General features: G+C 63.9%; 21 protein-coding genes. 13 read left to right on the forward strand and 8 right to left on the reverse strand.

Annotation, left to right across the window (positions count from 1 at the left end):
* Positions 1-12: 12 nt before the first annotated feature.
* On the forward strand, positions 13-1,686 hold the full coding sequence (locus SB753_RS12120) for an electron transfer flavoprotein-ubiquinone oxidoreductase (protein ID WP_410800304.1): 1,674 nt from the start codon (positions 13-15) through the stop codon (positions 1,684-1,686).
* Positions 1,687-1,806: 120 nt separating this feature from the next.
* Here the strand turns inward: SB753_RS12120 and SB753_RS12125 are convergent, their stop codons facing one another.
* The 4 genes from SB753_RS12125 to SB753_RS12140 all read right to left on the reverse strand — a co-directional run bounded on the left by SB753_RS12125 (position 1,807) and on the right by SB753_RS12140 (position 7,205).
* Complete coding sequence (locus tag SB753_RS12125) at positions 1,807-3,282, reverse strand: tetratricopeptide repeat protein (RefSeq protein WP_410800305.1); 1,476 nt, start codon at positions 3,280-3,282, stop codon at positions 1,807-1,809.
* 50 nt (positions 3,283-3,332) lie between these two features.
* The gene (aroC, locus tag SB753_RS12130; RefSeq protein WP_410800306.1) at positions 3,333-4,433 is read right to left on the reverse strand and encodes a chorismate synthase; all 1,101 of its coding nucleotides are present in this window, start codon (positions 4,431-4,433) and stop codon (positions 3,333-3,335) included.
* A 104-nt stretch (positions 4,434-4,537) separates the two neighbouring features.
* On the reverse strand, positions 4,538-6,520 hold the full coding sequence (locus SB753_RS12135; protein ID WP_410800307.1) for an MFS transporter: 1,983 nt from the start codon (positions 6,518-6,520) through the stop codon (positions 4,538-4,540).
* Between the two features lie 226 nt (positions 6,521-6,746).
* Entirely contained in the window at positions 6,747-7,205 is a 459-nt protein-coding gene (locus tag SB753_RS12140) for a CBS domain-containing protein (protein ID WP_020069514.1), read from the reverse strand.
* Positions 7,206-7,446: 241 nt separating this feature from the next.
* Here SB753_RS12140 and SB753_RS12145 point away from each other — a divergent pair, with 241 nt between their 5' ends.
* From SB753_RS12145 to SB753_RS12155, 3 genes are all read left to right on the forward strand, one after another.
* The gene (locus tag SB753_RS12145) at positions 7,447-8,826 is read left to right on the forward strand and encodes an O-acetylhomoserine aminocarboxypropyltransferase (protein ID WP_410800308.1); all 1,380 of its coding nucleotides are present in this window, start codon (positions 7,447-7,449) and stop codon (positions 8,824-8,826) included.
* Positions 8,823-9,656 carry an alpha/beta fold hydrolase gene (locus SB753_RS12150; RefSeq protein WP_410800309.1) on the forward strand — a complete coding sequence of 278 codons (834 nt, stop codon included), beginning with the start codon at positions 8,823-8,825 and terminating at the stop codon, positions 9,654-9,656. The genes SB753_RS12145 and SB753_RS12150 overlap by 4 nt, the downstream gene beginning before the upstream one ends.
* A 238-nt stretch (positions 9,657-9,894) precedes the next feature.
* Positions 9,895-10,215, forward strand: a complete 321-nt coding sequence (locus SB753_RS12155) for an Mpo1-like protein (RefSeq protein ID WP_027776586.1) — start codon at positions 9,895-9,897, stop codon at positions 10,213-10,215.
* Positions 10,216-10,252: 37 nt separating this feature from the next.
* Here the strand turns inward: SB753_RS12155 and SB753_RS12160 are convergent, their stop codons facing one another.
* On the reverse strand, positions 10,253-11,566 hold the full coding sequence (locus SB753_RS12160) for a YihY family inner membrane protein (RefSeq protein WP_408174838.1): 1,314 nt from the start codon (positions 11,564-11,566) through the stop codon (positions 10,253-10,255).
* Positions 11,567-11,730: 164 nt separating this feature from the next.
* On the opposite strand from SB753_RS12160, the gene wrbA reads away from it, so the two are divergent.
* The 4 genes from wrbA to SB753_RS12180 all read left to right on the forward strand — a co-directional run bounded on the left by wrbA (position 11,731) and on the right by SB753_RS12180 (position 15,121).
* A complete protein-coding gene (gene wrbA / locus SB753_RS12165; RefSeq protein WP_020069508.1) occupies positions 11,731-12,333 on the forward strand; it encodes an NAD(P)H:quinone oxidoreductase in 603 nt (200 codons plus the stop codon).
* Positions 12,330-12,737 (forward strand): DUF2069 domain-containing protein, encoded by a 408-nt coding sequence (locus SB753_RS12170; protein ID WP_410800310.1) that lies wholly within the window; start codon positions 12,330-12,332, stop codon positions 12,735-12,737. The genes wrbA and SB753_RS12170 overlap by 4 nt, the downstream gene beginning before the upstream one ends.
* 73 nt (positions 12,738-12,810) lie before the next feature.
* Positions 12,811-14,235, forward strand: coding sequence for an FAD-binding oxidoreductase (locus SB753_RS12175; RefSeq protein ID WP_020069506.1), 1,425 nt, complete (start codon positions 12,811-12,813; stop codon positions 14,233-14,235).
* A gap of 67 nt (positions 14,236-14,302) precedes the next feature.
* Positions 14,303-15,121, forward strand: coding sequence for a metallophosphoesterase (locus SB753_RS12180; RefSeq protein ID WP_020069505.1), 819 nt, complete (start codon positions 14,303-14,305; stop codon positions 15,119-15,121).
* 80 nt (positions 15,122-15,201) lie between these two features.
* On the opposite strand, the gene SB753_RS12185 is transcribed toward SB753_RS12180, so the two are convergent.
* Positions 15,202-15,360: a hypothetical protein gene (locus SB753_RS12185; RefSeq protein ID WP_165572665.1), complete on the reverse strand. Its 159-nt coding sequence runs from the start codon at positions 15,358-15,360 to the stop codon at positions 15,202-15,204.
* A gap of 224 nt (positions 15,361-15,584) precedes the next feature.
* On the reverse strand, positions 15,585-16,523 hold the full coding sequence (locus SB753_RS12190) for a LysR family transcriptional regulator (RefSeq protein ID WP_131319328.1): 939 nt from the start codon (positions 16,521-16,523) through the stop codon (positions 15,585-15,587).
* A gap of 154 nt (positions 16,524-16,677) precedes the next feature.
* Here SB753_RS12190 and SB753_RS12195 point away from each other — a divergent pair, with 154 nt between their 5' ends.
* The 4 genes from SB753_RS12195 to SB753_RS12210 are packed head-to-tail and all read left to right on the forward strand — an operon-like array spanning position 16,678 to position 21,628.
* A complete protein-coding gene (locus tag SB753_RS12195; RefSeq protein WP_392394139.1) occupies positions 16,678-18,342 on the forward strand; it encodes an efflux transporter outer membrane subunit in 1,665 nt (554 codons plus the stop codon).
* 11 nt (positions 18,343-18,353) lie between these two features.
* On the forward strand, positions 18,354-20,564 hold the full coding sequence (locus SB753_RS12200) for an FUSC family protein (RefSeq protein ID WP_410800311.1): 2,211 nt from the start codon (positions 18,354-18,356) through the stop codon (positions 20,562-20,564).
* Positions 20,554-20,754, forward strand: coding sequence for a DUF1656 domain-containing protein (locus SB753_RS12205; RefSeq protein ID WP_020069500.1), 201 nt, complete (start codon positions 20,554-20,556; stop codon positions 20,752-20,754). Before SB753_RS12200 ends, SB753_RS12205 begins: the two co-directional genes overlap by 11 nt.
* Positions 20,755-20,767: 13 nt before the next feature.
* On the forward strand, positions 20,768-21,628 hold the full coding sequence (locus tag SB753_RS12210) for an HlyD family secretion protein (protein ID WP_131319332.1): 861 nt from the start codon (positions 20,768-20,770) through the stop codon (positions 21,626-21,628).
* A 69-nt stretch (positions 21,629-21,697) separates the two neighbouring features.
* Here SB753_RS12210 and SB753_RS12215 read toward each other — a convergent pair whose 3' ends face one another.
* Positions 21,698-23,380: a methyl-accepting chemotaxis protein gene (locus tag SB753_RS12215; RefSeq protein WP_310352221.1), complete on the reverse strand. Its 1,683-nt coding sequence runs from the start codon at positions 23,378-23,380 to the stop codon at positions 21,698-21,700.
* A gap of 499 nt (positions 23,381-23,879) precedes the next feature.
* Here SB753_RS12215 and SB753_RS12220 point away from each other — a divergent pair, with 499 nt between their 5' ends.
* Positions 23,880-25,163 (forward strand): MFS transporter, encoded by a 1,284-nt coding sequence (locus tag SB753_RS12220; protein ID WP_410800312.1) that lies wholly within the window; start codon positions 23,880-23,882, stop codon positions 25,161-25,163.
* Positions 25,164-25,350: the final 187 nt, after the last annotated feature.

A 25,350-nucleotide genomic window follows, 5' to 3' on the forward strand; every position in this document is an offset into this window, starting at 1 on the left:
AGAGGAGCATCAATGACCCCCGCAAGTCTCATTGAGCAGTACGGCCCGCGCGAGTCGATGGAATACGACGTCGTGATCGTCGGCGGCGGCCCGGCTGGCTTGTCCGCGGCGATCCGCCTGAAGCAGCTGGCGGCCGACAAGGGCGTCGAGCTTGGCGTCTGCGTGCTGGAAAAAGGCTCGGAGATCGGGGCGCACATCCTCTCGGGCGCCGTCATGGACCCGCGCGCGTTGAATGAACTGATTCCCGACTGGAAGGAAAAAGGCGCGCCGCTGGATGTCGAAGTCACCGAAGACCGATTCCTGTTCCTCTCGGAAACCGGCGCGAAGAGCGTGCCGAACTGGGCGCTGCCCGATAACTTCAAGAACCACGGCAACTACGTGATCAGCCTCGCCAACGTCACGCGTTGGCTGGGCCAGCAGGCCGAAGCGCTCGGCGTAGAGATTTTCCCCGGCTTCCCGGCTGCGGAGGTGCTCTACAACGACGACGGTTCGGTGAAAGGCGTCGCCACGGGCAATCTCGGCATCGGCAAGGACGGTCTGCCGACTGAAAACTTCCAGCTCGGCATGGAACTGCACGCGAAATACACCCTTTTCTGCGAAGGCGCGCGCGGGCATCTCGGGCGTCAGCTAAACGAGAAGTTCAGGTTGCGCGACGGCGTCGATCCGCAGGTCTACGGCATCGGCATCAAGGAATTGTGGGAGATCGATCCGTCGAAACACAAGCCGGGGCTCGTCATGCACACGGCCGGCTGGCCCTTGCAGACGGACACGTACGGCGGCTCGTTCCTCTATCACATGGACAACAACCAGGTGGTGGTGGGCTTCGTGGTCGGGCTCGGTTATACGAATCCGTATCTGTCGCCGTTCGAGGAATTCCAGCGCTACAAGACGCATCCGGCAATCCGTCATTTTCTGGAAGGCGGCAAGCGCGTGTCGTATGGCGCGCGGGCAATCACTGCGGGCGGCCTGATGTCGCTGCCGAAGCTCGTGTTCCCCGGCGGCGCACTGGTCGGCGACGACGCGGGCTTCCTGAACGCATCGCGGATCAAGGGTTCGCATGCCGCGATCAAGACCGGCATGCTCGCCGCCGATGCGGCATTTGAAGCCGTGCAGGCAGGCCGCACGAGCGACGAGCTCACGGCTTATCCCGAGTCGTTCAAGACTTCGTGGCTGCACACGGAGCTCTACAGGGCCCGCAACTTCAAGCAGTGGATGAGCAAGGGCCTGTACCTCGGCACGTTGATGGTCGGCATCGAGCAGAAGCTGCTCGGCGGGAATGTGCCGTGGACGCTGCACCATCAGCATTCCGATCATGAGATGCTAAAGCCCGCGTCGCAATGCACGCCGATCACATACCCGAAGCCGGACGGCAAGCTGACGTTCGACAGGTTGTCTTCGGTGTTCATATCGAACACGAATCACGAAGAGAACCAGCCGCCTCACTTGACGCTCAAAGACCCCACGGTCCCGGTGAACGTAAACTGGCAGACGTATGCGGGTCCTGAGTCGCGTTACTGCCCGGCGGCCGTTTATGAATTCGTGAAGAACGACGACGGCAGCGAGCGGCTGGTAATCAACGCGCAGAACTGCGTGCACTGCAAGACCTGCGATATCAAGGACCCGACGCAGAACATCGTGTGGGTGACACCTGAAGGCGGCGGCGGGCCGAACTACCCGAACATGTGAGCGGCGCTTCGCCTTCGCAACATAGGCAGACGACCTCTGCGTTGCGAAGGCAAGCCGCGAAGGCCACCCCAAGGCCACCCACCAGGGCAACCCGCCAAGGCAACCCGCCAAGGCCACCGCTTAGCCGCGCACCATTCCTTCGATACGCGCACACACTTGTGCCACCACCGGCGCCCAGGCGCCCACCGCCGGTTGCCGGAACAGTTCGATCGAGTCGTACCAGGGCGTAACCGGCGCCCCCACTCCCCAGAACCAGGCCGATACGTGATCGATCATCAAGCACGTCGGTACGCCGAGCGCGCCGGCCAGATGGGCGGGTCCACTGTCGATCGTTACCACCAGATCGAGATTCGCCAGCAGTGCGGCGACGTCGTCGAAGCCGGCTTCAAAGTACTGAGTAGGATCGACGACGTCGAAGCCCATTGCGCGCCATTGCGCGACCGTCTCGCCACGTCCTGGCGACAGCGCGAAATAGGTGACACCGGCCACGTTCAACAATGGCTCCAGCTGCTCGATCGGCACCGAGCGCCGCGCATCGCGGATATGGTCCGGATTTCCATTCCACACGAGTCCCACTTTGCGATTACCGGGCTTGCCGTCGACACGGGCATGCACCCATTGCTGCCACGGTTGCAGACGTTGCGGGTCCGCGCTCAGATAAGGCGCGCCCCAACCGGTCGCCTCGACAATGCCTAGACGCAACGGCAAGCTCATCAGCCCGCAATGAAAATCGGGCTGCGTTTCGAGGCTTGTTTCAAGCCGTAGATCGGCAGGCAGCGTCCGTTCGAACAGATGCCGCAACGGCCCGTCGTGACCGAAGATCACCCGGCCGCCTTCACGCCGCGCACGCTCGGCGAGCAGCGGCAGAAAGCGCAACGCCCACAGGCAGTCGCCGTTGCCTTGCTCGCCGTACACGACGAGCGTCTTGCCCGCCAGCGACTCTCCTTGCCACGGTGCGCTGATCGCGGCGAGCGCGTGCTGCGCGTTGTTCAGATCGCCGGCAAACGCAAGGCGCGACTCGTAGAGCGCCCAGCCCTCGGCGAAACGCCCGCTGCGGATCTGGAGTTCGGACAAATCGAACAACGCATGCGCGTTATCCGCGGACAACGCGAGCACCTCACGAAGGAGCGCTTCGGCTTCCGCAAAACGCGCCTGCTCCTTGATGCACAACGCCAGCTTATGAAGCGCGATCGGATTGCCCGGCACGAGCCGCACCGCTTCGCGCAGCAAATTCTCGGCAGTCGCGAAGTCGTTCCGATGTTGGACGGCGGCGGACCGCCAGATCAATGCGTTGGCATCGGCGGGGTTTTGTGAGAGCAGCAGTGCCGTGGCAGACTCGACGAGCGCCCAATCGCGCACGACGAAGGCCGCCTGCGCGATAGTGTGGAGGAGCGTCGGCTCACAGACTGGGTCGGCCTGATACGCGCGTACGAGCGCCCCGAGGGCTTCGCGTTGCAGCGCTTTGTCGCCGCCCGCGTGTTGCAGCAGTGTCTGGCCGAACGCGAGACAGTCGTGCGCGACCGCGTGCGGCGCCGCGGCGCGTGCCCGCAACGCCGGGAGAATGTTGTCCGCCGGCTGACTGGAGAGATGATTCATGCGAAAAGCGCAGTTCGCGCAATGCGATTGAAACGCGCGAACCGCGCCCTTTACGGCGCGCTTGCTGCGATCTTCGGCGTACTCACCGAAACGTCGCCACATTGCGCGCGATGGCGCAACGCATGGTCGATCAGCACCAGCGCAAGCATGGATTCCGCGATAGGCGTGGCGCGAATGCCGACGCACGGGTCATGCCGCCCGAACGTCTCGACCATTGCCGGTTGCCCCGCTTTGTCGATCGAGCGGCGCGGAGTACGAATGCTCGACGTCGGCTTGATGGCAATCGACACGGTAATGTCCTGGCCGGTGGAAATACCGCCCAGCACACCGCCCGCGTTATTCCCGACAAAGCCTTCGGGCGTGAGTTCGTCGCCATGCACGGAGCCGCGCTGCGCGACGCTCGCGAACCCTGCGCCGATCTCAACGCCCTTCACCGCGTTGATACCCATCATGGCGTGAGCGATGTCCGCGTCAAGGCGATCGAACAACGGCTCGCCGAGACCGACGGGCACACCACAAGCCACCACGTTGATACGGGCGCCAATCGAGTCGCCCTCTTTGCGCAACGCGTCCATATACGCTTCGAGTTGCGGCACGATGTCCGCGTTCGGCACGAAGAACGGGTTCTCGCGCACATGCGCCCAGTCGACAAACGGCACGTCGATCTCGCCAAGCGCGGCCATGTAGCCACGAATTTCAGTGCCGAATTTTTCGCGCAACCATTTCTTCGCAACGGCACCGGCCGCGACCGTAGGCGCTGTTAAACGCGCCGACGAACGGCCGCCGCCGCGATAGTCGCGAATACCGTACTTCTGCCAATACGTGTAGTCGGCGTGGCCGGGACGAAACGTGTCCACGATGTTGCCGTAGTCTTTACTGCGCTGGTCCGTATTGCGAATTAGCAGCGCGATGGGTGCACCCGTGGTGGTTCCCTCGAACACGCCCGACAGAATCTCGACCTTGTCCTCTTCCTGACGCTGCGTGACGTGGCGCGACGTGCCCGGCTTGCGGCGGTCGAGTTCGAGCTGGATGTCGGCTTCGGTCAGCGCCATGCCCGGCGGGCAACCGTCGATCACACAGCCGATAGCCGGGCCGTGCGATTCGCCGAAGGTCGTGACAGTAAAAAGCGTACCGAGCGTGTTGCCGGACATGGGCGTCGTCCAAAGGAATGCGGGGAAGACGCTATTATGCCAGCCCCTTGCCGCCCGGGACGACGCCGCGCACCGGCTTATGACTTCCGGACAAGGCCGCGCGCCTACTTCCGCGCGCCGCGCAAGTCCGTGACGATTCTCTGAAGCAACTCGGGAGTGGCCAGCGCCGGGTCGATAGGCTCGCCTACCGCCAAAGTCAGCCGGCTCATCACGCCCTTTTGCACGGGGCGTGGCCAGCGTGCGTCGTCGGCGCGGGAAAACACGCTGCCCCACAGGCCACGCAACGCCATTGGAACGACCGGCGCGGGCGTGCGCGCGATGATTTCCATGACACCGCGACGGAACTCGTTCATGTCGCCCGTCCGGGTGAGTTTGCCTTCGGGAAAGATGCACACGAGTTCGCCGTCGGCAAGCGCCTGTGCGCAGCGCTCGTACGCGCGCGCCAACACCTGCGGGTCCTGATGCGCGGGCGCTATGGGAATTGCCTTCGCATGACGGAAGACCCAGCCGGCGAACGGGTTTTTGAAGATCTGATAGTCCATTACGAAGCGGATCGGCCGTGGACTCTCGGCCATGATCACGACCGCATCAACAAAGCTCACGTGATTGCACACGAGCACGGCCGCGCCCTCTTCCGGAATCCGCTCCGCGTGCACGAGGCGAATCCGGTAGAACGTGTGCACGAGCAACCATGCGATGAATCGCAACAGGAACTCGGGCACGAGCGAATAGATGTAGGTCGCCACCACGATATTGAGCAGCGCGGTCACGAGAAAAATGGCCGGAATGCTGAAACCCGCCGAGGTGAGGCCGACCGCCATCAACGCCGAGACGATCATGAACAGCGAATTGAGAATATTGTTCGCGGCGATGATGCGCGCCCGGTGGCTCGGCTGGCTGCGGCTCTGGATCAGTGCATAAAGCGGCACGCTGTAGAAACCGCCGAACATGGCAAGTAGAAACAGATCGGCAAGCACGCGCCAATGCGCGGCGTGCACGAGGAACTCGCCGACGCTCAACAGATGACCGGCGGCCGGCAGCGCGTGGCTTGCGAAAAACAGGTCGATGGCGAACACGCTCATGCCGATCGAGCCAAGCGGCACGAGGCCGATCTCGATACGCCGCTTGGATAGCTTCTCGCACAGCAGTGAGCCAAGGCCGATACCAACGGAGAAGGTACCGAGCAGCACAGTCACGACGTCCGGGTTGGCCGACAGCACATCTTTTGCAAAGCTGAAGAACGACGACAGAAACGTCGCGCCCACGAACCACAGCCACGATATGCCGAGCAGGCTCAGAAACACCGTGCGGTTTTGGCGCGCGAGCTTGAGGTTGCGCCAGGTCTCGCTGACCGGGTTCCAGTTGATGCGCAAATCCGGCTGCGGCGCCGCTGTTACCGGCACGAAGCTCGATACGACGCGCCCCGCGAGCGCAATGGCGACGCAGGCACAAGCCAGAACCAGCGCGCCGTGTTCGACGAAACCCGCGCCCGCGCCGCCGACAATCGTGCCGACCAGGATCGCGACGAAAGTGCCCATCTCGACCATGCCGTTGCCGCCGACCAGTTCCTCGCTCGACAGATGTTGCGGCAGATATGAATACTTGACCGGCCCGAACAGAGTCGAATGGACGCCCATCATGAACGTGCACAGATACAGCAGCGGCGCGCTATGCAGCAGGAAGCCCGCGCCGCCGACCAACATGACGACGATCTCGAAGCTCTTCACGAAACGCGTGAGCATCGCCTTGTCGTACTTGTCGGCGATCTGTCCGGACGTGGCCGACAGCAACACGAAAGGCAAGATGAAGATCGCCGAGATCATGAACGCGGCGGTCTTCGGATCGACGCCTGAGAACCGCGCCGCCTGAAACGTGACGAGCGACGTGAAACCTATCTTGAAGACGTTGTCGTTCATCGCGCCGAGGAACTGCGTCCAGAAAAACGGCGCAAAGCGGCGCTCGCCCAGCAGCTTGAACTGCGATTCGTGCTGGCCATGCTGGCGCGCGGCACGGTGGACGGCGGCCGGCGCAGACGCGGGCGGCGCAGGCGGCGTGGGAGGCGTTGGGGGCAGCGGGCTTTGACTCATGAAGTTCGTTGAAACAGATTCAGTAGCAGGCGCCAGGAAAAGCGGCTAAAGGCCACATGAAGAACCATGACGGCGCGCACAAAAAAAGCGCGCGCTCTCGCGCACGCCTTTCCTGGATGTTACGCCTTTACTGGACGTTCCCCACCGCCGGCCCTCCCAAGCACCGGGCGCCCTACGGGCCACCCACGCGGCAATACCAGCGGCTCCGCCAGCGGGCGGCCGCGCATCAACGCGCCGGCTGCTGCCCCTGCTCTTCCGGCCAGTCGCGGATGTACGCCTTCAGCATGCGGTTTTCGAAGCCCTGTTCCTCGACCACCGCCTTCGCGACGTCATAGAAAGAAATAACGCCCATCAGCGTGCGGCTCTCCATGACCGGCAGGTAGCGCACGTGATGTTCGAGCATCATGCGGCGCACTTCGTTGACGTCCGTTTCAGGCGTGCAGGTGAGCGGATGATCGTCCATGACCTTGCGGATTGTGGACGTGCCCACGCTTCCGCCGTTCTCGCTCAGCGTAAGAATAATCTCGCGGAATGTCAGCATGCCGACCAGGTCGCCGTACTCCATGACGACGAGCGAGCCGATGTCGTGCTCGGCCATGGTGTTGACTGCGTCGTGCAGCGTGGCGTCTGGCGTGACCGTGAAAAGGGTGTTGCCTTTGACTTTAAGAATGTCGCTGACTCGCATGATCTGTCTCCCGAAATACCCGCTAGGCATGGTGATGCATCAATGACTTTCGATCCTAGCGGAAAGGCCCATAAAAGGAAAGCGGCCCGCCCATCAAGGCACGGCGGGCTTACGCCGCCCTGCAAAGGCCTTGCGGCGCGCAGACGCATCGGGAAAACCGCGCTTGAAGCAGTTCATGCCGGTGATACGATGGCCGCCACTTTCACCTTTCGCGAGGCTGTCCGTGGCCTCGCCGACCAGCATGTCCGCCAACCGTTTCGATACGCTTGCGCTGCACGCCGGCGCCGCTCCCGACCCCGCCACCGGTGCGCGCGCCACACCGATCTATCAGACCACGTCGTTCTCGTTTCGCGATTCGGACCACGCAGCCGCGCTCTTCAACATGGAGCGCGCGGGCCACGTCTACTCGCGCATTTCGAATCCTACCGTGGCCGTATTCGAAGAGCGCGTTGCCGCGCTTGAAAACGGCGCGGGCGCAATCGGCACGGCAAGCGGCCAGGCTGCCTTGCATCTGGCGATCGTCACGCTAATGGGCACAGGGTCGCACATCGTGGCCTCGAGCGCGCTATACGGCGGCTCGCATAATCTGCTGCATTACACGTTGCGCCGCTTCGGCATCGAGACCACCTTCGTCAAACCCGGCGATATCGACGCGTGGCGCGCGGCTCTGCGTCCCAACACGCGCCTGCTGTTCGGCGAAACGCTCGGCAATCCGGGCCTTGACGTGCTTGACGTCGCAACCGTCGCGCAGATCGCCCATGAGCACCGCGTGCCGCTTCTCGTCGACTCCACGTTCACCACGCCATACCTGCTGAAGCCTTTCGAGCACGGCGCCGACTTCGTCTATCACTCGGCCACCAAGTTCCTGGGCGGCCACGGCACGACAATCGGCGGCGTGCTGGTAGACGGCGCCACGTTCGACTTCGACGCTTCCGGGCGCTTCCCGGAATTTACCGAGCCTTACGAAGGTTTTCACGGCATGATATTCAGCGAGGAAAGCACCGCCGCCCCCTTCCTGCTGCGCGCTCGCCGCGAAGGCTTGCGCGACTTCGGCGCGTGCCTGCATCCGCAAGCCGCGTGGCAGCTTCTGCAAGGCATCGAAACGCTGCCCTTGCGGATGGAGCGGCACGTGGCCAACACACGCCGCGTGGTCGAGTTCCTGGCCGGTCATGCGGCGGTCGAAGCCGTCGCGTATCCGGAGTTGCCGACGCATCCCGACCACGCGCTTGCGAAGCGGCTGCTGCCGCGTGGCGCGGGCGCCGTATTCAGCTTCAATCTGCGCGGCGACCGCGCCGCAGGCCGCAGCTTTATCGAAGCACTCTCGCTGTTCTCGCACCTCGCGAACGTGGGCGACGCGCGCTCGCTGGTGATCCATCCTGCGTCCACGACTCACTTTCGCATGGACGCCGCCGCGCTGGCCGCAGCCGGCATCGCTGAAGGCACGATCCGGTTGTCGATCGGCCTCGAAGACCCCGACGACCTCATCGACGATCTGAAACGCGGTCTGAAAGCGGCGCAGAAAGCGTCTGGCTCGACAGCGCCGCGAAGCGCGCAATCTGGTTCCACCGAACCCGGTGGCTCGGGTTCCGCGGCTACACGTCCCGGCAAGGAGTCCGCATGATCGTCGACGTTCAAGGCAAAGCCGCCTACGCCTACACCGGCGGCAAACCGTTCGACGCCAGTCTGCCGACCGCCGTCTTCATCCACGGCGCGGAGCACGACCATAGCGTATGGGCGCTGCAGACGCGTTACTTCGCGCATCACGGCTTCGGCGTGCTCGCCGTGGATCTGCCTGGGCACTGCCGTAGCGCCGGCCCGGCGCTACGCACGGTCACCGCGATGGCTGACTGGCTCGCCGCATTGCTGGACGCCGCCAGCGTGCAGCGCGCATTCGTAGCCGGCCACAGCATGGGCTCGCTCGTCGCGCTCGACTTCGCGGGCCGCTACCCCGAACGAACCACTCACCTCGCTCTGCTCGCCACCGCTTTGCCAATGGCGGTATCCGACACCTTGCTGGAGGCCGCCCTGCACCGCGAGCCCGAAGCGATCGACATGGTCAACCAGTGGTCGCACTCGACGCTCGCCGCGAAGCCTTCGTGCCCCGGACCCGGCTTCTGGCTGCACGGCATGAACCAGCGGTTGATGGAGCGCGTTTCAGCAAAGGGTGAAGCGAATCTCTTTCATACCGACTTCACCGCGTGCAACACGTACGCCGACGGCCTCGCGCGAGCCGCGCAGATTCGCTGCGCCACACGGCTCGTTGTCGGCCGGCGCGATGCGATGACGCCGCCGCGAGCCGCCAAGGCGTTGGCCGATGCGCTTCTGCAAGCAGGCGCACCGGTAGATACGGTGACGCTCGACGCCGGTCACGCACTGATGACCGAACAGCCAGATGCGACGCTCGACGCGTTGTTCAGCTTCGCTCGTACGCCGCCACGCGACGCGGGCTAGCCGCTGCGCAATTTCGTGCCGGTCGCTCCCGTTTTGCAAGCCGTGCCAGTTCTCAAGATAGCGGCTGCGGGACGCCGGCGCCATCGTCCGAATGGCCAGGTTGCGCGAGTCGCACGATAGCCGCACAATGGTTCGAGCGTGTCCTCGTCGAGGCGCCGCGGGCATGCAGGCGCGCTCAGCAAAAGAGCGTTCGCAGCGGCGGGCGTGCACTCGCAGCGCGTAGCAATCCGGAGGCGTTATGGCTCATACCGCGCACACCGACCACTTCGCGAACTTCGCGGAGTTCTACCCGTACTATCTGAGCGAGCATCGCAACCAGGTCTCGCGGCGGCTGCATTTCGTGGGATCGCTCGGGGTCATCGGCTGTCTCGCCATGGCGCTTGCCACCGGCGACTGGCTATGGCTGCCGGCCGCCGTGATCTGCGGATACGGTTTTGCCTGGGTCGGACATTTTTTCTTCGAGAAGAACCGGCCGGCAACGTTTCGTCATCCGCTTTATAGCCTGATGGGCGACTGGGTCATGTTCAAGGACATCTGCGTAGGCAAGATCTCGTTGTAGACCCGGCGCAAGATCGCTCCGCCGCCTCGCGCGACGCCTACGCCGCCTGATGCGGCATCGAGGACGCGCCGCGCTCGTTCTCTTCGGCCTCCGACTCGCGTGCTGCGGCACGGGCCGCGAGCAGCGTCGCGAGCGTCACTTTGAGTTTGTCGTTGTCGAGCGCGGCGAGCAGCGTGGCGCCGTCCACGCGAGTAGAAGCAAGCTGAAGCTGATACTCCAGCTCTGCACGATCGATCACAAAGAGGTCGTAGACCTGCTGAACGGTGATCTGCGCCGGGTTCGCCAGCAAGAGGAAGTGCGGGCGCGAGCCGTCTTCCTCCAGTTGCGCGATCCATCCAATCTGTTCGAGCCGTTGCAGCAGATTGATGGTGGTGTCCATATCGCGGCGGAGCATTCGTGAAAGCTCGGGCACCGTGTAGCCGCGCTTGCCGGCGTCGCGCGCTTCGCAAAGCCGTGCAAGCAATTCGAGAGAATCAAAGAGATTGCTGCCCTCGAAAGTCGGGCGATGAAATTGGCCGATCCGGATTGCAGGCAACGCCGACGCGATCATTGCACCCGCCAGCGTGATGAACCAGCACAGGTACATCCACAGCAGGAAAAGCGGCACTGCCGCGAACGCGCCGTAGACCGCGGTGTAAGTGGGAATGCGGCGCACGTAATAGCCAAAGCCGCGCTTGGCGAGTTCGAAGGCGATTGCCGCGGTCACGCCGCCGATCACTGCATCGCGCCATTCCACGCGGCAATTCGGCAAATACACGTAGAGAATCGTGAACGCGAGCGCCGTCAACGGCAATGCCGCACCCGTGAGCGCCCACTCGATAACCGGCGTGATGCGCTGGGCGGCGCTGAAGGTCATTGACTGCGTGAACAGATACGACGAGATAGAGAGGCTCACGCCAATCAGAATCGGACCGAGCGTGATGATCGCCCAGTACACGAGGATGCGCTGCGCGATAGGCCGCGCCTTGCGCACGCGCCAGATCACATTGAACGCGGATTCGATCGTCATCATGGTCATGACCGCCGTGAGAAACAGCAGCACCATGCCGATGGTGGTCAAGCCTTTCGCCTTCGCGGCGAACTGGTTCAGATACCTGAAAATCTGGCTGTTCAGCTGCGCGGGCATCAGGTGATCCGCGAGGAAGAACTGCAGCGACTCCTGGAACGAACTGAAGAGCGGAAACGCGGTGAAGAGCGCAAACGCGACGGTGGCGAGCGGCACCAGCGCGAGCATCGTCGTGAAGGTGAGACTGCCGGCCACCTGCGGAATACGGTCCTCGCTGCTGCGCTTCGCGGCGAACTGCGCGAGCCGCTTGAGCGTGTCGAGATCGAAACGCACCCTGGACAACAAACCTGCCTCCTTGCTTCGTCGAACCGTGTTTCAGGACCGCATTACAGAACTGTGCGGAGTTCCTGGCGCGAGCCTGGCCGAATGGCCACCAATGGCTGTGAATCGCTGGGAACGGCCTGTAGAGCGGACCCAAGCCCTATAATACCCGTTCACCGATGAGGCCTATGAAAGACATTCTCGTGCTCTATTACAGCCGTCACGGCGCCACGCGCGAACTCGCGCTGGCGATCGCGCACGGCGTCGACAGCGTCCCCGGCATGCAGGCGCGCGTTCGGACGGTGCCGGCAGTTTCGACCGTCTGCGAAGCGACCCAACCCGACATTCCCGCTGAAGGACCACCGTACGTCGAACTGCGCGACCTGGAGGAATGTGCGGGTCTCGCGCTCGGCTCGCCGACACGCTTCGGCAATATGGCCGCTTCGCTCAAGTACTTTCTCGACGGCACGACGCCGCAGTGGCTTTCCGGCGCACTTTCCGGCAAGCCGGCCTGCGTGTTCACGTCAACCGGCAGTCTGCACGGCGGCCAGGAGTCCACGCTGCTATCCATGATGCTGCCGCTGCTCCACCACGGCATGCTGATCGTCGGCATCCCGTACACGGAGAGCGCACTGAGCACGACGCAAACCGGCGGCACACCATACGGCGCATCGCACTTCGCACGCGCGGGCAGTGCCGCACAGGGCATTTCCGCGGACGAGAAAACTCTCGCCGTTGCGCTCGGCGCACGCGTTGCGCGCACGGCGGCATCCATGAGCGAACGGCCGTGAATGATCCAACGCCGCAAAGACGCGGCGCCGCGTCAGGCGCGACCGCCGCCCTCATTGCACTGATCGCGTTGTCGATCGCATGGGAATGGTGGCTGGCGCCGCTGCGTCCGGGCGGATCGGCGCTGGTGCTCAAGGCGTTGCCGCTGCTGTTGGCGCTGCCAGGCGTGTGGCGCCAGCGGCTCTACACGCTGCAATGGACGTCGATGTTGATCCTGCTGTACTTTGCCGAAGGCGTGGTGCGCGGCTGGAGCGACCGTGGCTTGAGCGCGCGGCTCGGCTGGCTGGAAGCCGTGCTAACCCTGGTCTTTTTTGTCTGCACGCTGGCCTATATTGCGCCATTCAAACGGGCGGCAAAGCGCGCCGCGAAGCTGCGCCGCGAACGTCCTGCAGGCGCGGACACCTGAATTTCACGCGCCTCCACGGACATATGAACGTCACGCGCCACATCACGCAGTCCAACCCCGCTGATCGACCGACATGACCCAAACCGCTTTTCTCACTGCCTGCCGCGACGCCATCGGCGCCGCTCATGTGTTGACCGACGCACACGACACGGCGCCCTACCTCACCGACTGGCGCCGCCGCTACACCGGCGCGGCCTGCGCAGTGCTCTGCCCGGCCACCCCCGATGAAGTCGCCGCGCTCGTCAAGCTGGCCGTCGAACACGGCATCGCAGTAGTGCCGCAAGGGGGCAACACGGGTCTCGCTGGCGGCGCCACGCCCGATTCGAGCGGTGCGCAGGCGGTCGTCAGCTTGCGGCGTCTGAATCGCGTCCGCGACATCGATCCGCACAACAACACGATTACCGTCGAAGCGGGCGTGATCCTCGCGGAAGTGCAAAAGCGCGCGGAAGAAGCTGGACGTCTCTTCCCGCTGAGCCTCGCCGCCGAGGGCAGTTGCACGATCGGCGGCAATCTTGCAACCAACGCGGGCGGCACCGGCGTTCTACGCTACGGCAACACGCGCGAGCTATGCCTCGGCCTGGAAGTAGTCACACCGCAAGGCGAGTTGTGGGACGGTCTGCGCGGACTGCGCAAGGACAATACCGGCTACGATTTGCGCGATCTGTTCATCGGCGCGGAGGGCACGCTCGGCATCATCACCGCAGCCGTGCTGAAGCTGCATCCACAGCCGGCTGCACGCGTAACGGCACTCGCCGCGCTTGCATCGCCGCATGCCGCACTCGACTTTCTGTCGCTCACACAAAGCGTCGCCGGGCCGCTTCTGACCGGTTTCGAACTCATGTCGGATTTCTGCCTGCGGCTCGTTGGCCGGCACTTCGAACAGATGCGCTATCCGTTCGCGGAACCGCACGCGCAAATCGTGCTGCTGGAACTGTCGGATAGCGAAAGCGAGGAGCACGCGCGCGCACTGTTCGAGCGTCTGATGGAACAGGCGCTCGAAGACGGCATGGTGCAAGACGCGGTGGTCGCCGAGAGTCTCGCGCAATCGCGCGCGTTCTGGAATTTGCGCGAACATATTCCGCTCGCGCAGGCCGAGGAAGGTCTGAACATCAAGCACGACATTGCCGTGCCGATTTCGCGCATCGGTCACTTCATCGAAGAAACCGACGCGGCGATCGAGCAGGCGGCGCCGGGCGCGCGCATGGTGACGTTCGGCCATCTCGGCGACGGCAATCTGCACTACAACGTGCAGGCGCCGGAGGGTGTCGACGCGAAGGCGTTCCTCGAGCAGTACCAGAGCCCGATCAATCGCGTGGTGTATGACAGCGTGCATCGGCATCGCGGCAGCATCAGCGCGGAACACGGGCTCGGTCAACTGAAGATCGACGAGGCGATGCACTACAAGCCGGACGTCGAGGTCCAATTGATGCAAGCTGTCAAACGCGCGCTCGATCCGCTGAACCTGATGAACCCGGGCAAGGTGCTACGCTCGAACTAAAGCTGAAACTTCACGCCGAAGCCTGGCCCGCGCATGTCGACGCGGGTCACTCGCAGGAGCCCTATCCGTGAAAATTCGCGTGCTGTCCGACCTGCATCTGGAAAACGACGAGCCTGAACTGATTCCGCACGCGCAGGCGGACCTCGTCGTGCTGGCCGGAGACATCCACAATCATGCGGCTGGGCCGCGCTGGGCCGCACAGGCATTCGACGGCGCGGTGCCCGTGGTCTACGTGCCAGGCAATCACGAGTACTACGACGGCGAGTTCGGAGCGTTGGAAAGCGCACTTCACGATGCCGCCGCGCAGGTTGACAACGTGCACGTGCTGAACAATGCCGCGCTCGTCGATCCGCAGGGCCGCTGGCGCGTGCTGGGCACGACGTTGTGGACAGATTTCGCGCTGTTCGGCGCAGATAGCGCAGCGCTTGAAGAATCGATAGAGGCGTCGCGGCGCGCCATGCTCGACTTCCGCGGACTGATCCAGATGAACTGGCCGCAAGATTCGCAGAAATATGCCGAGGACTCATCGCGCGATTTCACGCCCGGCGACTCGCTCGCGCTGCACCGCCATGCGCGCGCATGGCTCGAACACGAACTCGCAAAACCATTTGCCGGCCAGACGATCGTGGTCACGCATCATGCGCCGCATCGGTTGAGTCTTGCCGAGCGCTACGCGCAAGACCGCGTGTCCGCCGGATTCGTCAACCACTTGCCGGAACTCGTCCGCACCCCGGTCGCACTATGGATTCACGGGCACACGCATACGCCGTTCGACTACACGGTCAACGGCACACGCGTGGTGTGCAATCCGCGGGGCTATTTCGACCGGCGCAGCGGGCAGTGGGAAAATCCGCAATTCGCGTGGGACAAGGTCGTCGAGATATAGCCCGGCGGCAGAGGTCGCGGTTCAGCTCGCGCGGCCATGGCCGAACCCTCGAACGCACGCCCGAACGCACGCTGAAACGATTACCGCCCGCCTCGCTGTTTGCCCGTCTCCGGACGCTCGACCTTGATGGGTACAAGTTGCGGCTGCTGTTCGCGCAGGCGGCGCAGCAGGTCGCGAGATGCGGCAATGCCGATTAGTCCAAACATGACGGCCACGCCGATCATCAGGTGCGTATCCATGAAACCCTCGTCCTTCAGTGATTGCGATTGCCGAATCGTGGCGGCGAAATGAACGTGCCGGCTCGAGCAGCAGCGTCATCGACACGGTATCAAATCGATTTCCGCCCAGAAGTAAGGAAATGTTGCGACGCGGCGCTCATGTAACAGGGCGTTATCTGAGTGCCGCGGGCGCAGCGAGCGCCGCTGTCGTGAAACGCGGTTCAAGCGCGCTGCCGGCGCCGACGTCACGTCCGCGCAAACTGCCGCAACTCCTCCTGATCGGCCGCAAGCGTCGCTGGAAGCTCCTCGCGCAGATGCTCGATCCATGTCCGGATCTTGGCGTCCAGATATTGGCGCGACGGATACAACGCATAGAGATTCATTTCCTGCGATGTGTACTCCGGCAGCAGCCACACCAGCGAGCCGTTCCGCAAACCGCTGATTGCGGAGTAGATCGGAATCAGCCCAACGCCCATGCCGCTCGCCACCGCGACAGCCATTGCCTCCGCCACGTTCACCTGGAAAGTGGCCGGGCCGAGCGTAACGGTTTCCTCGCCGTTCGGGCCGTCGAACGCCCACTTGTCGGGCGGAAACACCGGCGTGACCATCTGCAGGCACGTGTGGCGCGCGAGGTCGCCGGGAGTTTGCGGCACCCCGTGCTTCTCCAGATAGGCCGGCGACGCACAAGCAATGCTGAACGCGCTGCCGAGCCGCTGTGACACCAGTCCCGAATCAGGCAAGCCGGTGGCGAGCGTCAGCGACACGTCGAAGCCTTCGTCGAGCAGATCCGGCATGCGCTGCGCGAGCGTCAGCTCGATATTCACTTCCGGATACCGCTCCTGATAGCGGCCCACGGCTGGCACGACGTAGTGCTGGCCGAAGCTCGTCATTGCGTGGACTTTCAGCTTGCCGGACGGACGCGCGTGCGCGTCGCTCGCCTCGGCTTCAGCCTGATCGACATACGCAAGAATCTGCTCGCAGCGCTGCAGATAACGCTCGCCGGCCTCGGTCAGCGCAATGCGGCGCGTGGTGCGGTTCAGCAGGCGCGTGCGCAGATGCGCTTCCAGATCGGACACCGCGCGCGACGCATATGCAGTCGTCGTATTCAGGTGCTGCGCGGCACCCGTGAAACTGCCCGCTTCGACGACGCGGACAAATACGCGCATGTTTTGAAGCGTATCCATACCTTTCCTTGAGAATCCGCAGCGATTGTTACACGGTTTGCAAGAGGATTATCTCAACGTCCGTAAGAATGCCTTGCATTTTTACCGGTTATTCCCCAATCGATCCAAAAATATAATTGGCAACTTGCTTCTATAGCGACTTTTGGAGGAAATCGTGCAGTCTCCGGTACCAACAAGGATCACCGCAGCCGCGGTTCTTACGATCCTATTAACAATCGCCGGCTGCGCAAATACCGGAGGCATCGCCCCCCAGGCGAGCGCTACAGACGCGGCGTCGCTCGACGCCGGCAACGCCATTCGCGCGGCGAACGCCGACGCGCAATGGCCTGCCGCTGACTGGTGGCGCGCGTACAACGACCCCCAACTCGACGCATGGATCGAGGCCGCACAGGAGAACAACCCGAGCCTCGCCGCCGCTCAGGCGCGCGTGCGCCAGGCCATGTCGATGGCGGGCGTCGCGCGCTCGGCACTGTCGCCGCAAGTGAACGGCCATCTGTCGATCCAGCGTCAGAAGTGGGCCGACAACCTCTACTACGGTCCCGGGCCGCTCGCGGGCGAGCAGTCGTGGAACAACACCGGCACGCTCGCGCTGTCCTATCACCTCGATCTGTGGGGCAAGGACAAGAACGCCGCCGAGCGCGCTCTCGACGCCGCGCATGCCAGCGCCGCCGATGCCCGCGCCGCCCAACTCGAACTCCAGGCCAACGTGGTGCGCACTTACATCGAGATGTCGCTGAATTACGCGCTCCTCGACATCGCTCGCGCCACCTTGCAACAACAGCAGCAAATCGCCGACCTGGCCCGCCGGCGCATGAAAGGCGGCATCGGCACGCAGCTCGAAGTAAGCCAGGCCGAAACGCCGCTGCCGGAATACGAACGCCAGATCGACTCGATCGAAGAAAACATCGCGTTGAGCCGCAATCAACTCGCTGCGCTGGCCGGCAAGGGTCCCGGCGCGGGCGACTCGATCCAGCGGCCGGTGCTGTCGCTCAGCGCGCCTGCCGGCTTGCCGAGTGCCCTGCCTGCGGAATTGATCGGGCATCGGCCGGACGTGGTTGCCGCGCGCTGGACAGTCGCGGCACAGGCACGCGGCATCGACGTCGCGAAAGCCGAGTTTTATCCGGATATCGACCTGCTCGCGTCGATCGGCGGTTATGCGGCAATGGGGCCGCTGTTCCAGTTCCTGAAAAATCCTTCGCATAGCTGGAGCGCCGGACCGGCGCTGTCGCTGCCGATTTTCGACGGCGGCCGGCTGCGCTCGCAGCTTGGCGCAGCGTCGGCCGGTTACGACGAGGCGGTGGAGCGCTACAACCAGTCGATCGTCGGCGCGCTGAAGGACATCTCGGATCAGGTCATCCGCATGCGTTCGCTCGCGACCCAGGCGCAAGACGCCGACCGTTCGGTCGCCGCCGCGCGCAAAAACTACGACCTCTCCCGTGAGGGTTATCGACGCGGTTTGACCGACTATCTCAACGTGCTGATCGCGCAGAATCAGTTGCTTCGGGCCCAGGAAGGCGTGGCCAGGATTCAGGCCGAGCGGCTCGGCGTGCATGCGTCGCTGGTCACGGCTCTGGGCGGCGGGCTCGACGATCCAGCCAACGGTCCGCAAGCGGACCAGACCCTGCCGGCGCACGGTAAGGGCAAGGGCAAAGCTGCCGTACAGCCGTCGAACGCGACTGCCGCGAAAGCGGCGGTTGCACCAGCCGCGATAGGCACGGCAGGCGAGCACGACGCAGAGCCTGCGGCGAACATGACGCCGAAGCGCGCGGCGGCGGCCAGCCATGCGGACACCGGCAACGCCGCACCGGCTGCCGAATAAGGAAGCCCGCCATGTCAGCCCCCTCTTCATGCGCTCCGCGCCCTTCGTCGTTCGCCGTGTGGTACTCGGCCGCCGCCGAATGGGCGCGCACCGACGGCCTCGCGTGGATCTATCTGTTCAAGGCGCTCGCCGCGTGCTTCCTCGCGCTCGGTATCGCAATGAAGCTCGACCTGCCCCAACCGCGCACCGCGATGACGACCGTCTTCATCGTGATGCAGCCTCAAAGCGGCATGGTGTTCGCGAAAAGCTTCTACCGGATTTGCGGCACGCTCGTTGGCCTCGTCGTGACGCTTGCGTTGCTCGGACTATTCGCGCAACAGCCGGAAATGTTCATCGTCGCGACGGCGATCTGGGTCGGCATCTGCACAGCGGGCGCCGCGCGTAACCGCAACTTCAGGTCCTACGGATTTGTGCTTGCCGGATACACGGCCGCGCTGATCGGCATCCCCGCTTCGCAACATCCGGACGGCGCATTTCTGAGCGCGCTCACGCGCGTCGCCGAAGTCGTATTGGGCATTGTCTGCGCGGGCGCCGTAAGCGGCCTCGTGTTCCCGCAGTTCACCGGCTTGCAGATGCGCGGCACGGTGCGAGCGCGGTTCTCCGCGTTCGTCGAATACGTGTCGACGTCGCTCGCCGGCCGCAATGACCGCGCGCAGATCGAAGCGACCAATGCGCGCTTCGTCGCGGACATCGTCGGGTTCGAGGCGGCGCGCAGTGTCGCCGTGTTCGAAGGACCGGATTCGCGGATGCGCGGCGGCCGCCTCGCGCGGCTGAACAGCGAGTTCATGACCGCATCGACGCGTTTTCACGCGCTGCATCAGTTGATGAACCGACTGCGCGACGCCGGCACGCACGGCGCGGCCATCGCCATCGACGCGCTCGAGCCGTATTTCAAGGAAATCGCACCGTTGCTCGCGAAGTCCGGCGAACCCGTGTTGAGCGCGGCCGATGCCGCTCACGCCGCCGCGCAACTCGACGCGTACAAGGCCGAGTTGCCGCGCCGCGTGCGCGCGACGCGCGCCGCGCTCGAAGCGCATCCCAATGCGCCGCTGCTCGACTTCGACACGGGCGCGGAACTGCTGTACCGCTTTATCGACGATCTGCATGCATATGCCGCCACTTACGCGTCGCTTGCCGTCGACACGCACGAGCGCGAGCGCTGGGTCGAGCGTTACCAGCCCAAGACGAACGCGATCGCCGCGGGCGTCGCGGGCCTGCGCGCGGCTCTCGTGATGATAGTGCTCGGCGCGTTCTGGATCGCCACCGCGTGGCCGAGCGGCTTGACGTTGACGCTGAATGCAGCGACCGTTTGCGCGCTGGCGTCGTCGTCACCGAATCCGAAACGCACCGTGTTCCAGATGGCGGGGGGCACGCTCGTCGCCTCGGTGATGGGCATGCTTGCGGTGTACGGCGTGTTTCCGCGCATCGACGGATTTCCGCTGCTGTGCGCGGCGCTCGCGCCGTTCCTGCTGTTCGGCGTTTTCATGACCACGCGGCCCGCGCTAGCCGGCTACGGCGTCGGCTACTGCATCTTCTTCTGCTTTCTTGCCGGTCCGGACAACGTGATGCACTACGACCCGAGCGCCTTTATCAACGATGCGATCGCGCTCGTGCTGTCGATGCTGGTGTCGTCGGTCGCGTTCGCCGTGCTGCTGCCGCCGTCCACGCCGTGGCTGCGCAACCGGCTGCTCGTGGACTTGCGGCGCCAGGTCGCGGTGGCGAGCCGCGCACGCCTCGGTCGCGTGCGCTCGCGCTTCGAGAGCGGCGCACGAGATCTGATGTTCCAGATCAACGCGCTCGCACAGGACGACGCGTCGGCGAGACGCGACACGTTGCGCTGGCTCTTCTCGGTGCTCGAAGTGGGCAACGCAGTCATCGATCTGCGACGCGAAGTGGCGATGCTGCCCGCCGACCCGCGCTATGCGAAGACGATGCCGTGGCGGGTCTCGCTGCACGCAGTGTGCGATGCGCTGAGTGCTCTGTTCGAGCGGCCGCGCGCCGAGCGCTTCGAGCGCGCACTCGCCGCTACCGCAAACGCGATCGGCGCCGTCCAGTTGCTGCTCGCCGAGTTCGCGCCGCCGCGCGAAGAGCGTCATCAGTTGCAGCGCATTCTCAGTCAGTTGCATTTCATTCGTACCGCGTTGCTCGATCCGCAATCGCCGCTCGAACCGTTGATGAGCGCACGAGCCGACGCGTCAGAAGGAGTTCCGCATGCCGCGTGACATTGCCGTTTTCGACGCCTACGTGCCGACGATCGTTCTGCTGTTCATTGCGGGCGCCGTGCTCACCTGGGTGCTGGATCGCGTCATCGCCTACACGGGCGTGTATCGCGTCGTGTGGCACCCGTCCCTATTCCGGGCCAGCCTGCTCGTGTGTGTTTGCGGCGTGCTGGGCCTCGCCGTTTACCGTTGATCAGAGTCGAAACATGACCATTCGAAATCTTGTTGGCTTCGTCGCGACAGCCATAATTTTTATCGTCGCGATCCTGCTCGGACGCGTGCTGTGGGTTCACTACATGGACGAACCGTGGACGCGCGACGGACGCGTGCGCGCCGAGATCGTCAACGTCGCGCCGGACGTTTCAGGCGCGGTCGTCGATCTGCCGGTGAAGGACAATCAAATGGTGAGAAAAGGCGATCTGCTCATGCAGATCGATCCGTCGCACTACGAGATCGCCGTCGAACAGGCACAGGCCGCCGTGGCCGCGCGCAAGGCCGAATTGCAGATGAGGCGCGACGACGCAAAGCGCCGCGCGGATATGGATTCGCTCGTGGTGTCGAAAGAAAACCAGGAGAATGCGACGCATACGGCGTCGGCCGCCGAGGCTGCGTATCAGCAGGCGCTCGCCGCGCTAGATGCCGCTAAGCTCAATCTGGCGCGCACGCGGGTTGTGTCGCCGGTCGACGGTTACGTGACGAATCTGAATGTGTTTCGCGGCGACTATGCGACAGCCGGCGCGGCGAAGCTCGCCATTGTCGACAGTCACTCGTTCTGGGTCTATGGCTACTTCGAGGAAACCAAGCTGCCGCACGTGCATATCGGCGACAAGGCCGAAGTCCGGCTGATGAGCGGCGGCACACTCGAAGGCCATGTGGAGAGCATTTCGCGCGGTATTTACGATCGAGACAATCCGCAAAGCCGCGAATTGCTCGCCGATGTGAACCCGACATTCAACTGGGTCAGGCTCGCGCAGCGCGTGCCGGTGCGCGTGAGGATCGATTCGGTGCCCGACGGTGTGGTGCTCGCGGCGGGCATTACCTGCACGGTGGTGGTCAAGCAGAGTTGAGCGGCGCAGTGCGCGCCCGGTTCGTGCCGGGCGCGCTGCCATATCAATCGGCCTAACCCGTCCTAAACCTCACAACCTGAACTTACCCACCATCTGCTTCAGGCCGTGAGCCTGATCGTCGAGCGATCGTGCTGCGGCAGTCGCCTGTTCGACGAGCGCCGCGTTTTGCTGGGTGCCCGAATCCATCTGCGCGACGGCAAGATTGATCTCCTCGATACCTGCGCTCTGCTCGGAAGAAGCCGCCGAAATCTCGCCCATGATGTCCGTCACGCGCTTCACCGCCTTGACGACTTCGTCCATGGTTTGCCCCGCGTCCTGAGCGAGCGTCGAACCGTTGCTCACGCGCTCGACGGACGTGCTGATCAGCCCTTTGATCTCCTTCGCCGCGGCGGCGCTTCTCTGTGCGAGGTTGCGCACTTCGGCTGCGACTACTGAAAATCCGCGGCCTTCCTCGCCGGCGCGCGCTGCCTCGACTGCCGCATTCAGCGCCAGAATATTCGTCTGGAACGCGATTCCCTCGATCACGCCGATGATGTCGCCGATGCTGCGCGCGCTGTCGTTGATCTCGTTCATCGTCGCGACGACGCGGCTCACCACTTCGCCTCCCTTCTCCGCGATTTCCGACGCGTTATTCGCGAGCGTGCTCGCCTGCTTCGCGTTGTCGGCGTTTTGCCGGACCGTCGACGTCAGCTGCTCCATGCTGGTCGCGGTGCGCTCCAGCGCCATCGCCTGCTGCTCGGTGCGCTGCGACAAGTCGAGGTTGCCCATCGAAATTTCGCCCGAAGCGGTCGCAATCGCGTCGGCGCTCGATGCAATGTCGGACACAGTCGTCGCAAGACCGCTTTGCATGTCGGAGAGCGCGTACAGCACGCTCGACTTGTCCTTGCGTCCCAGCGTGATGTGGTTCGACAGATCGCCCGCCGCGATCCGGCTCGCGATCTCCTTCGCGTATGCCGGCTCGCCGCCGAGCTGGCGCGCGAGACGCCGCACGACCCACTCGCTGATGCCGGCGGCCAGCACGATCAGCCCAATCGTCATAACGGCGAGCATGACGAACGACGACTGGTAAATGAAACGGGAGGCGTCGATTGTCGCCTTCGCGGCCGTGCCGCGCTCCGTGACCATTTCGTCGACGAGTTTTTCGAGCTTGCCGGTTTCGACCAGCAGCGACACGTCTTGCGTGCCGACCTGCCAGTTCATCTGCGACAGGTCGAGCGGTTGCGCCTTCACGAGCGTCACGAAGTCGCGCAGATGCGCGCTCCACACCGTCACAGCGGCGGAAAATTTCTTCTGATGCTCGACGGCCTTCGCGTCGGATTTGTCGACGTACTGTTGCAGCGTGCCCAGTTCGGTGGAAAGGCCGTTCAAGCCCTTGTCGATGTCGGTGCCCAGTTCGTCGCGTTCTTTAGCAGTCGTCGCCGTCAACAGCATTTTTTGCGCGCGGCTTGCGCGCAACATGTGACCGCGGGCTTCTTCCGCAGCGCGGCTCGCAACGTGGCCTTGATCGTAGATGGATTGGGCCGACGCATTCAGGCGGCTGATCTGGGTGAGGGAGAACACGCCGATCGCCAGCGTGCCGATCAGCAGCACGGCGAACGCGAGGCGCAACATTGTCTTGACCGACAAGCCCTTCAAGCTCACCGCCCGCGAGCGGCCGCCGTTTCCACCCTTTCCGCGCGACGGCGACGCCGCCGCTTTTCCATCCGGAACAAAGCCTGCGCCTGTCCGGCTGCCCAACGAAACTGCTTTCATATTCCCCGTCCCCACGTTTAGAACTGCCGCAAAGGTCTGTTCCGGCATTGCTTCTTATCTCTCCGGGTCTACGGCATCGACGTCCGCGATCTTTAGTGCGGTTCGTAAAAAGCCGATCGTGATCGCCCGGTCCTCGACGCGCAGCTTTGTGAGCGCGCGTCCGCGCCCGTTTATACATGGCCAAAAATCCCCATAGCGCTTTTATCGGCAGGCTTGCCAGACGCTTACTGGCGTGCCGGCCGCTCGCGACCGGGCACTGCGACGGTGCGTCAAACGCCCCATCGCTGCGCGCAGGAGGGCGTGGACCGCCCAGCGTGATGTCTCATTCGCGACAAAACTTGTCCTTACAGTTCCGTCGAGCCACATTAAACTGCGACAAATAGCTGGCCGCCCCGCGACGCCCCGTCGAAATGCCGAAACGACAAAGCGCGACGGAGTACGCCGATCGCGATCTATTGCCAGCCGGGAATTGCCCCTTTCTCTTCCTTTGTCCAAGCGTATGGAAACCAGCCTCGATAAACGCGCACTTGCCGGCGCGTCAGCCGTAACCGGCACCACCGCCACTGCCACTCCCAACCCGACGGGCTCGTCCGCGCAGCCGGCCGCGACCGTCCAGCGCACGGTTTATTCGGTGCTCGGCGCGATCAGTTTTTCGCATCTGCTCAACGACATGATCCAGTCGTTGATTCTCGCCATCTACCCAATGCTGAAGGACAACTTCTCGCTGTCGTTCGGCCAGATCGGTCTGATCACGCTGACCTATCAGATCACCGCGTCGCTGCTGCAGCCGCTCGTCGGCATCTATACCGACAAGCATCCAAAGCCGTACTCGCTGCCCGTCGGCATGGGCTTCACGCTGGCCGGCCTGCTGCTCATGTCGATGGCGCCTAATTTCGGCGTGTTGCTGGTGGCGGCGGCGCTCGTCGGCTGCGGCTCGTCGGTGTTTCATCCCGAGTCGTCGCGGGTCGCACGCATGGCGTCGGGCGGGCGTCACGGACTTGCGCAATCGCTCTTCCAGGTGGGCGGCAATGCGGGCTCGTCGCTCGGACCGCTGCTTGCCGCGCTGATCGTGATTCCGCACGGCCAGCGCAGCATCGCGTGGTTTTCGGTGGCGGCGCTCGTCGCGATCGTCGTGCTGACGCAGATCGGGCGCTGGTACAAGCAGCATCCGTCGGTCAAGAAGGCGCGCAGCCAGACCGGTCATGCGACGCTGTCGCGCAACCAGGTCATGTTCGCGATGGGCGTGCTGATCCTGCTGGTGTTCGCGAAGTATTTCTACCTTGCGAGCATCAACAGCTATTTCACGTTCTATCTGATCGACCGCTTTTATTTGCCGGTGCAGGCCGCGCAGATTCATCTGTTCGTGTTCCTCGCCGCGGTCGCCGCGGGCACGGTGATCGGCGGTCCGATCGGCGACCGGATCGGCCGCAAATACGTGATCTGGGTGTCGATTCTCGGCGTCGCGCCGTTCACGCTGCTGCTGCCCTACGCAAATCTGTTCTGGACCGGCGTGCTGACGGTGATCATCGGCGTCGTGCTGGCCTCGGCGTTCTCCGCGATTCTCGTGTACGCGCAGGAGCTCATTCCGGGCAAGGTCGGCATGGTCGCCGGGCTCTTCTTCGGCTTCGCGTTCGGCATGGGCGGTATCGGCGCGGCGGTGCTGGGCGAACTGGCCGATGCCACCAGCATTGGGTACGTGTACAAGGTCTGCTCGTTCCTGCCGTTGATCGGCGTGCTGACGGTGTTTCTGCCGGACGTGGAAGGCAAGCGCGCGAAGGCGTAAAAGCCTGCTGCTGACGGATGAAAAAAGGCGCTGCGGCGCCTTTTTCTTTTGCGCGCGCCGCTCATGGTGAACCCCCGTTGTCCGGCGAGCCGCGCGTACTCTATGCTTGTGCCACACGCCTCGCTCCGGCGCCGCCCAACATGGCCGCAGCGCACGGCCTCTCCACCTGTTCGTCACCCAGCATCCG

It is taken from the genome of Paraburkholderia sp. SIMBA_053, assembly GCF_046534895.1.
Lineage (GTDB): Bacteria > Pseudomonadota > Gammaproteobacteria > Burkholderiales > Burkholderiaceae > Paraburkholderia > Paraburkholderia caledonica.

Bases quoted from the DNA above. Each gene is read 5' to 3' on its own strand.
- SB753_RS12215 (WP_310352221.1), bottom strand. From the start codon at position 23,380: ATGAAAGCAGTTTCGTTGGGCAGCCGGACAGGCGCAGGCTTTGTTCCG.
- SB753_RS12220 (WP_410800312.1), top strand. From the start codon at position 23,880: ATGGAAACCAGCCTCGATAAACGCGCACTTGCCGGCGCGTCAGCCGTA.
- SB753_RS12185 (WP_165572665.1), bottom strand. From the start codon at position 15,360: ATGGATACGCACCTGATGATCGGCGTGGCCGTCATGTTTGGACTAATC.
- SB753_RS12200 (WP_410800311.1), top strand. From the start codon at position 18,354: ATGTCAGCCCCCTCTTCATGCGCTCCGCGCCCTTCGTCGTTCGCCGTG.
- SB753_RS12175 (WP_020069506.1), top strand. From the start codon at position 12,811: ATGACCCAAACCGCTTTTCTCACTGCCTGCCGCGACGCCATCGGCGCC.
- SB753_RS12140 (WP_020069514.1), bottom strand. From the start codon at position 7,205: ATGCGAGTCAGCGACATTCTTAAAGTCAAAGGCAACACCCTTTTCACG.
- aroC (WP_410800306.1), bottom strand. From the start codon at position 4,433: ATGTCCGGCAACACGCTCGGTACGCTTTTTACTGTCACGACCTTCGGC.
- SB753_RS12125 (WP_410800305.1), bottom strand. From the start codon at position 3,282: ATGAATCATCTCTCCAGTCAGCCGGCGGACAACATTCTCCCGGCGTTG.
- SB753_RS12150 (WP_410800309.1), top strand. From the start codon at position 8,823: ATGATCGTCGACGTTCAAGGCAAAGCCGCCTACGCCTACACCGGCGGC.
- SB753_RS12155 (WP_027776586.1), top strand. From the start codon at position 9,895: ATGGCTCATACCGCGCACACCGACCACTTCGCGAACTTCGCGGAGTTC.
- SB753_RS12205 (WP_020069500.1), top strand. From the start codon at position 20,554: ATGCCGCGTGACATTGCCGTTTTCGACGCCTACGTGCCGACGATCGTT.
- SB753_RS12190 (WP_131319328.1), bottom strand. From the start codon at position 16,523: ATGGATACGCTTCAAAACATGCGCGTATTTGTCCGCGTCGTCGAAGCG.
- SB753_RS12210 (WP_131319332.1), top strand. From the start codon at position 20,768: ATGACCATTCGAAATCTTGTTGGCTTCGTCGCGACAGCCATAATTTTT.
- SB753_RS12135 (WP_410800307.1), bottom strand. From the start codon at position 6,520: ATGAGTCAAAGCCCGCTGCCCCCAACGCCTCCCACGCCGCCTGCGCCG.
- wrbA (WP_020069508.1), top strand. From the start codon at position 11,731: ATGAAAGACATTCTCGTGCTCTATTACAGCCGTCACGGCGCCACGCGC.
- SB753_RS12145 (WP_410800308.1), top strand. From the start codon at position 7,447: ATGTCCGCCAACCGTTTCGATACGCTTGCGCTGCACGCCGGCGCCGCT.
- SB753_RS12120 (WP_410800304.1), top strand. From the start codon at position 13: ATGACCCCCGCAAGTCTCATTGAGCAGTACGGCCCGCGCGAGTCGATG.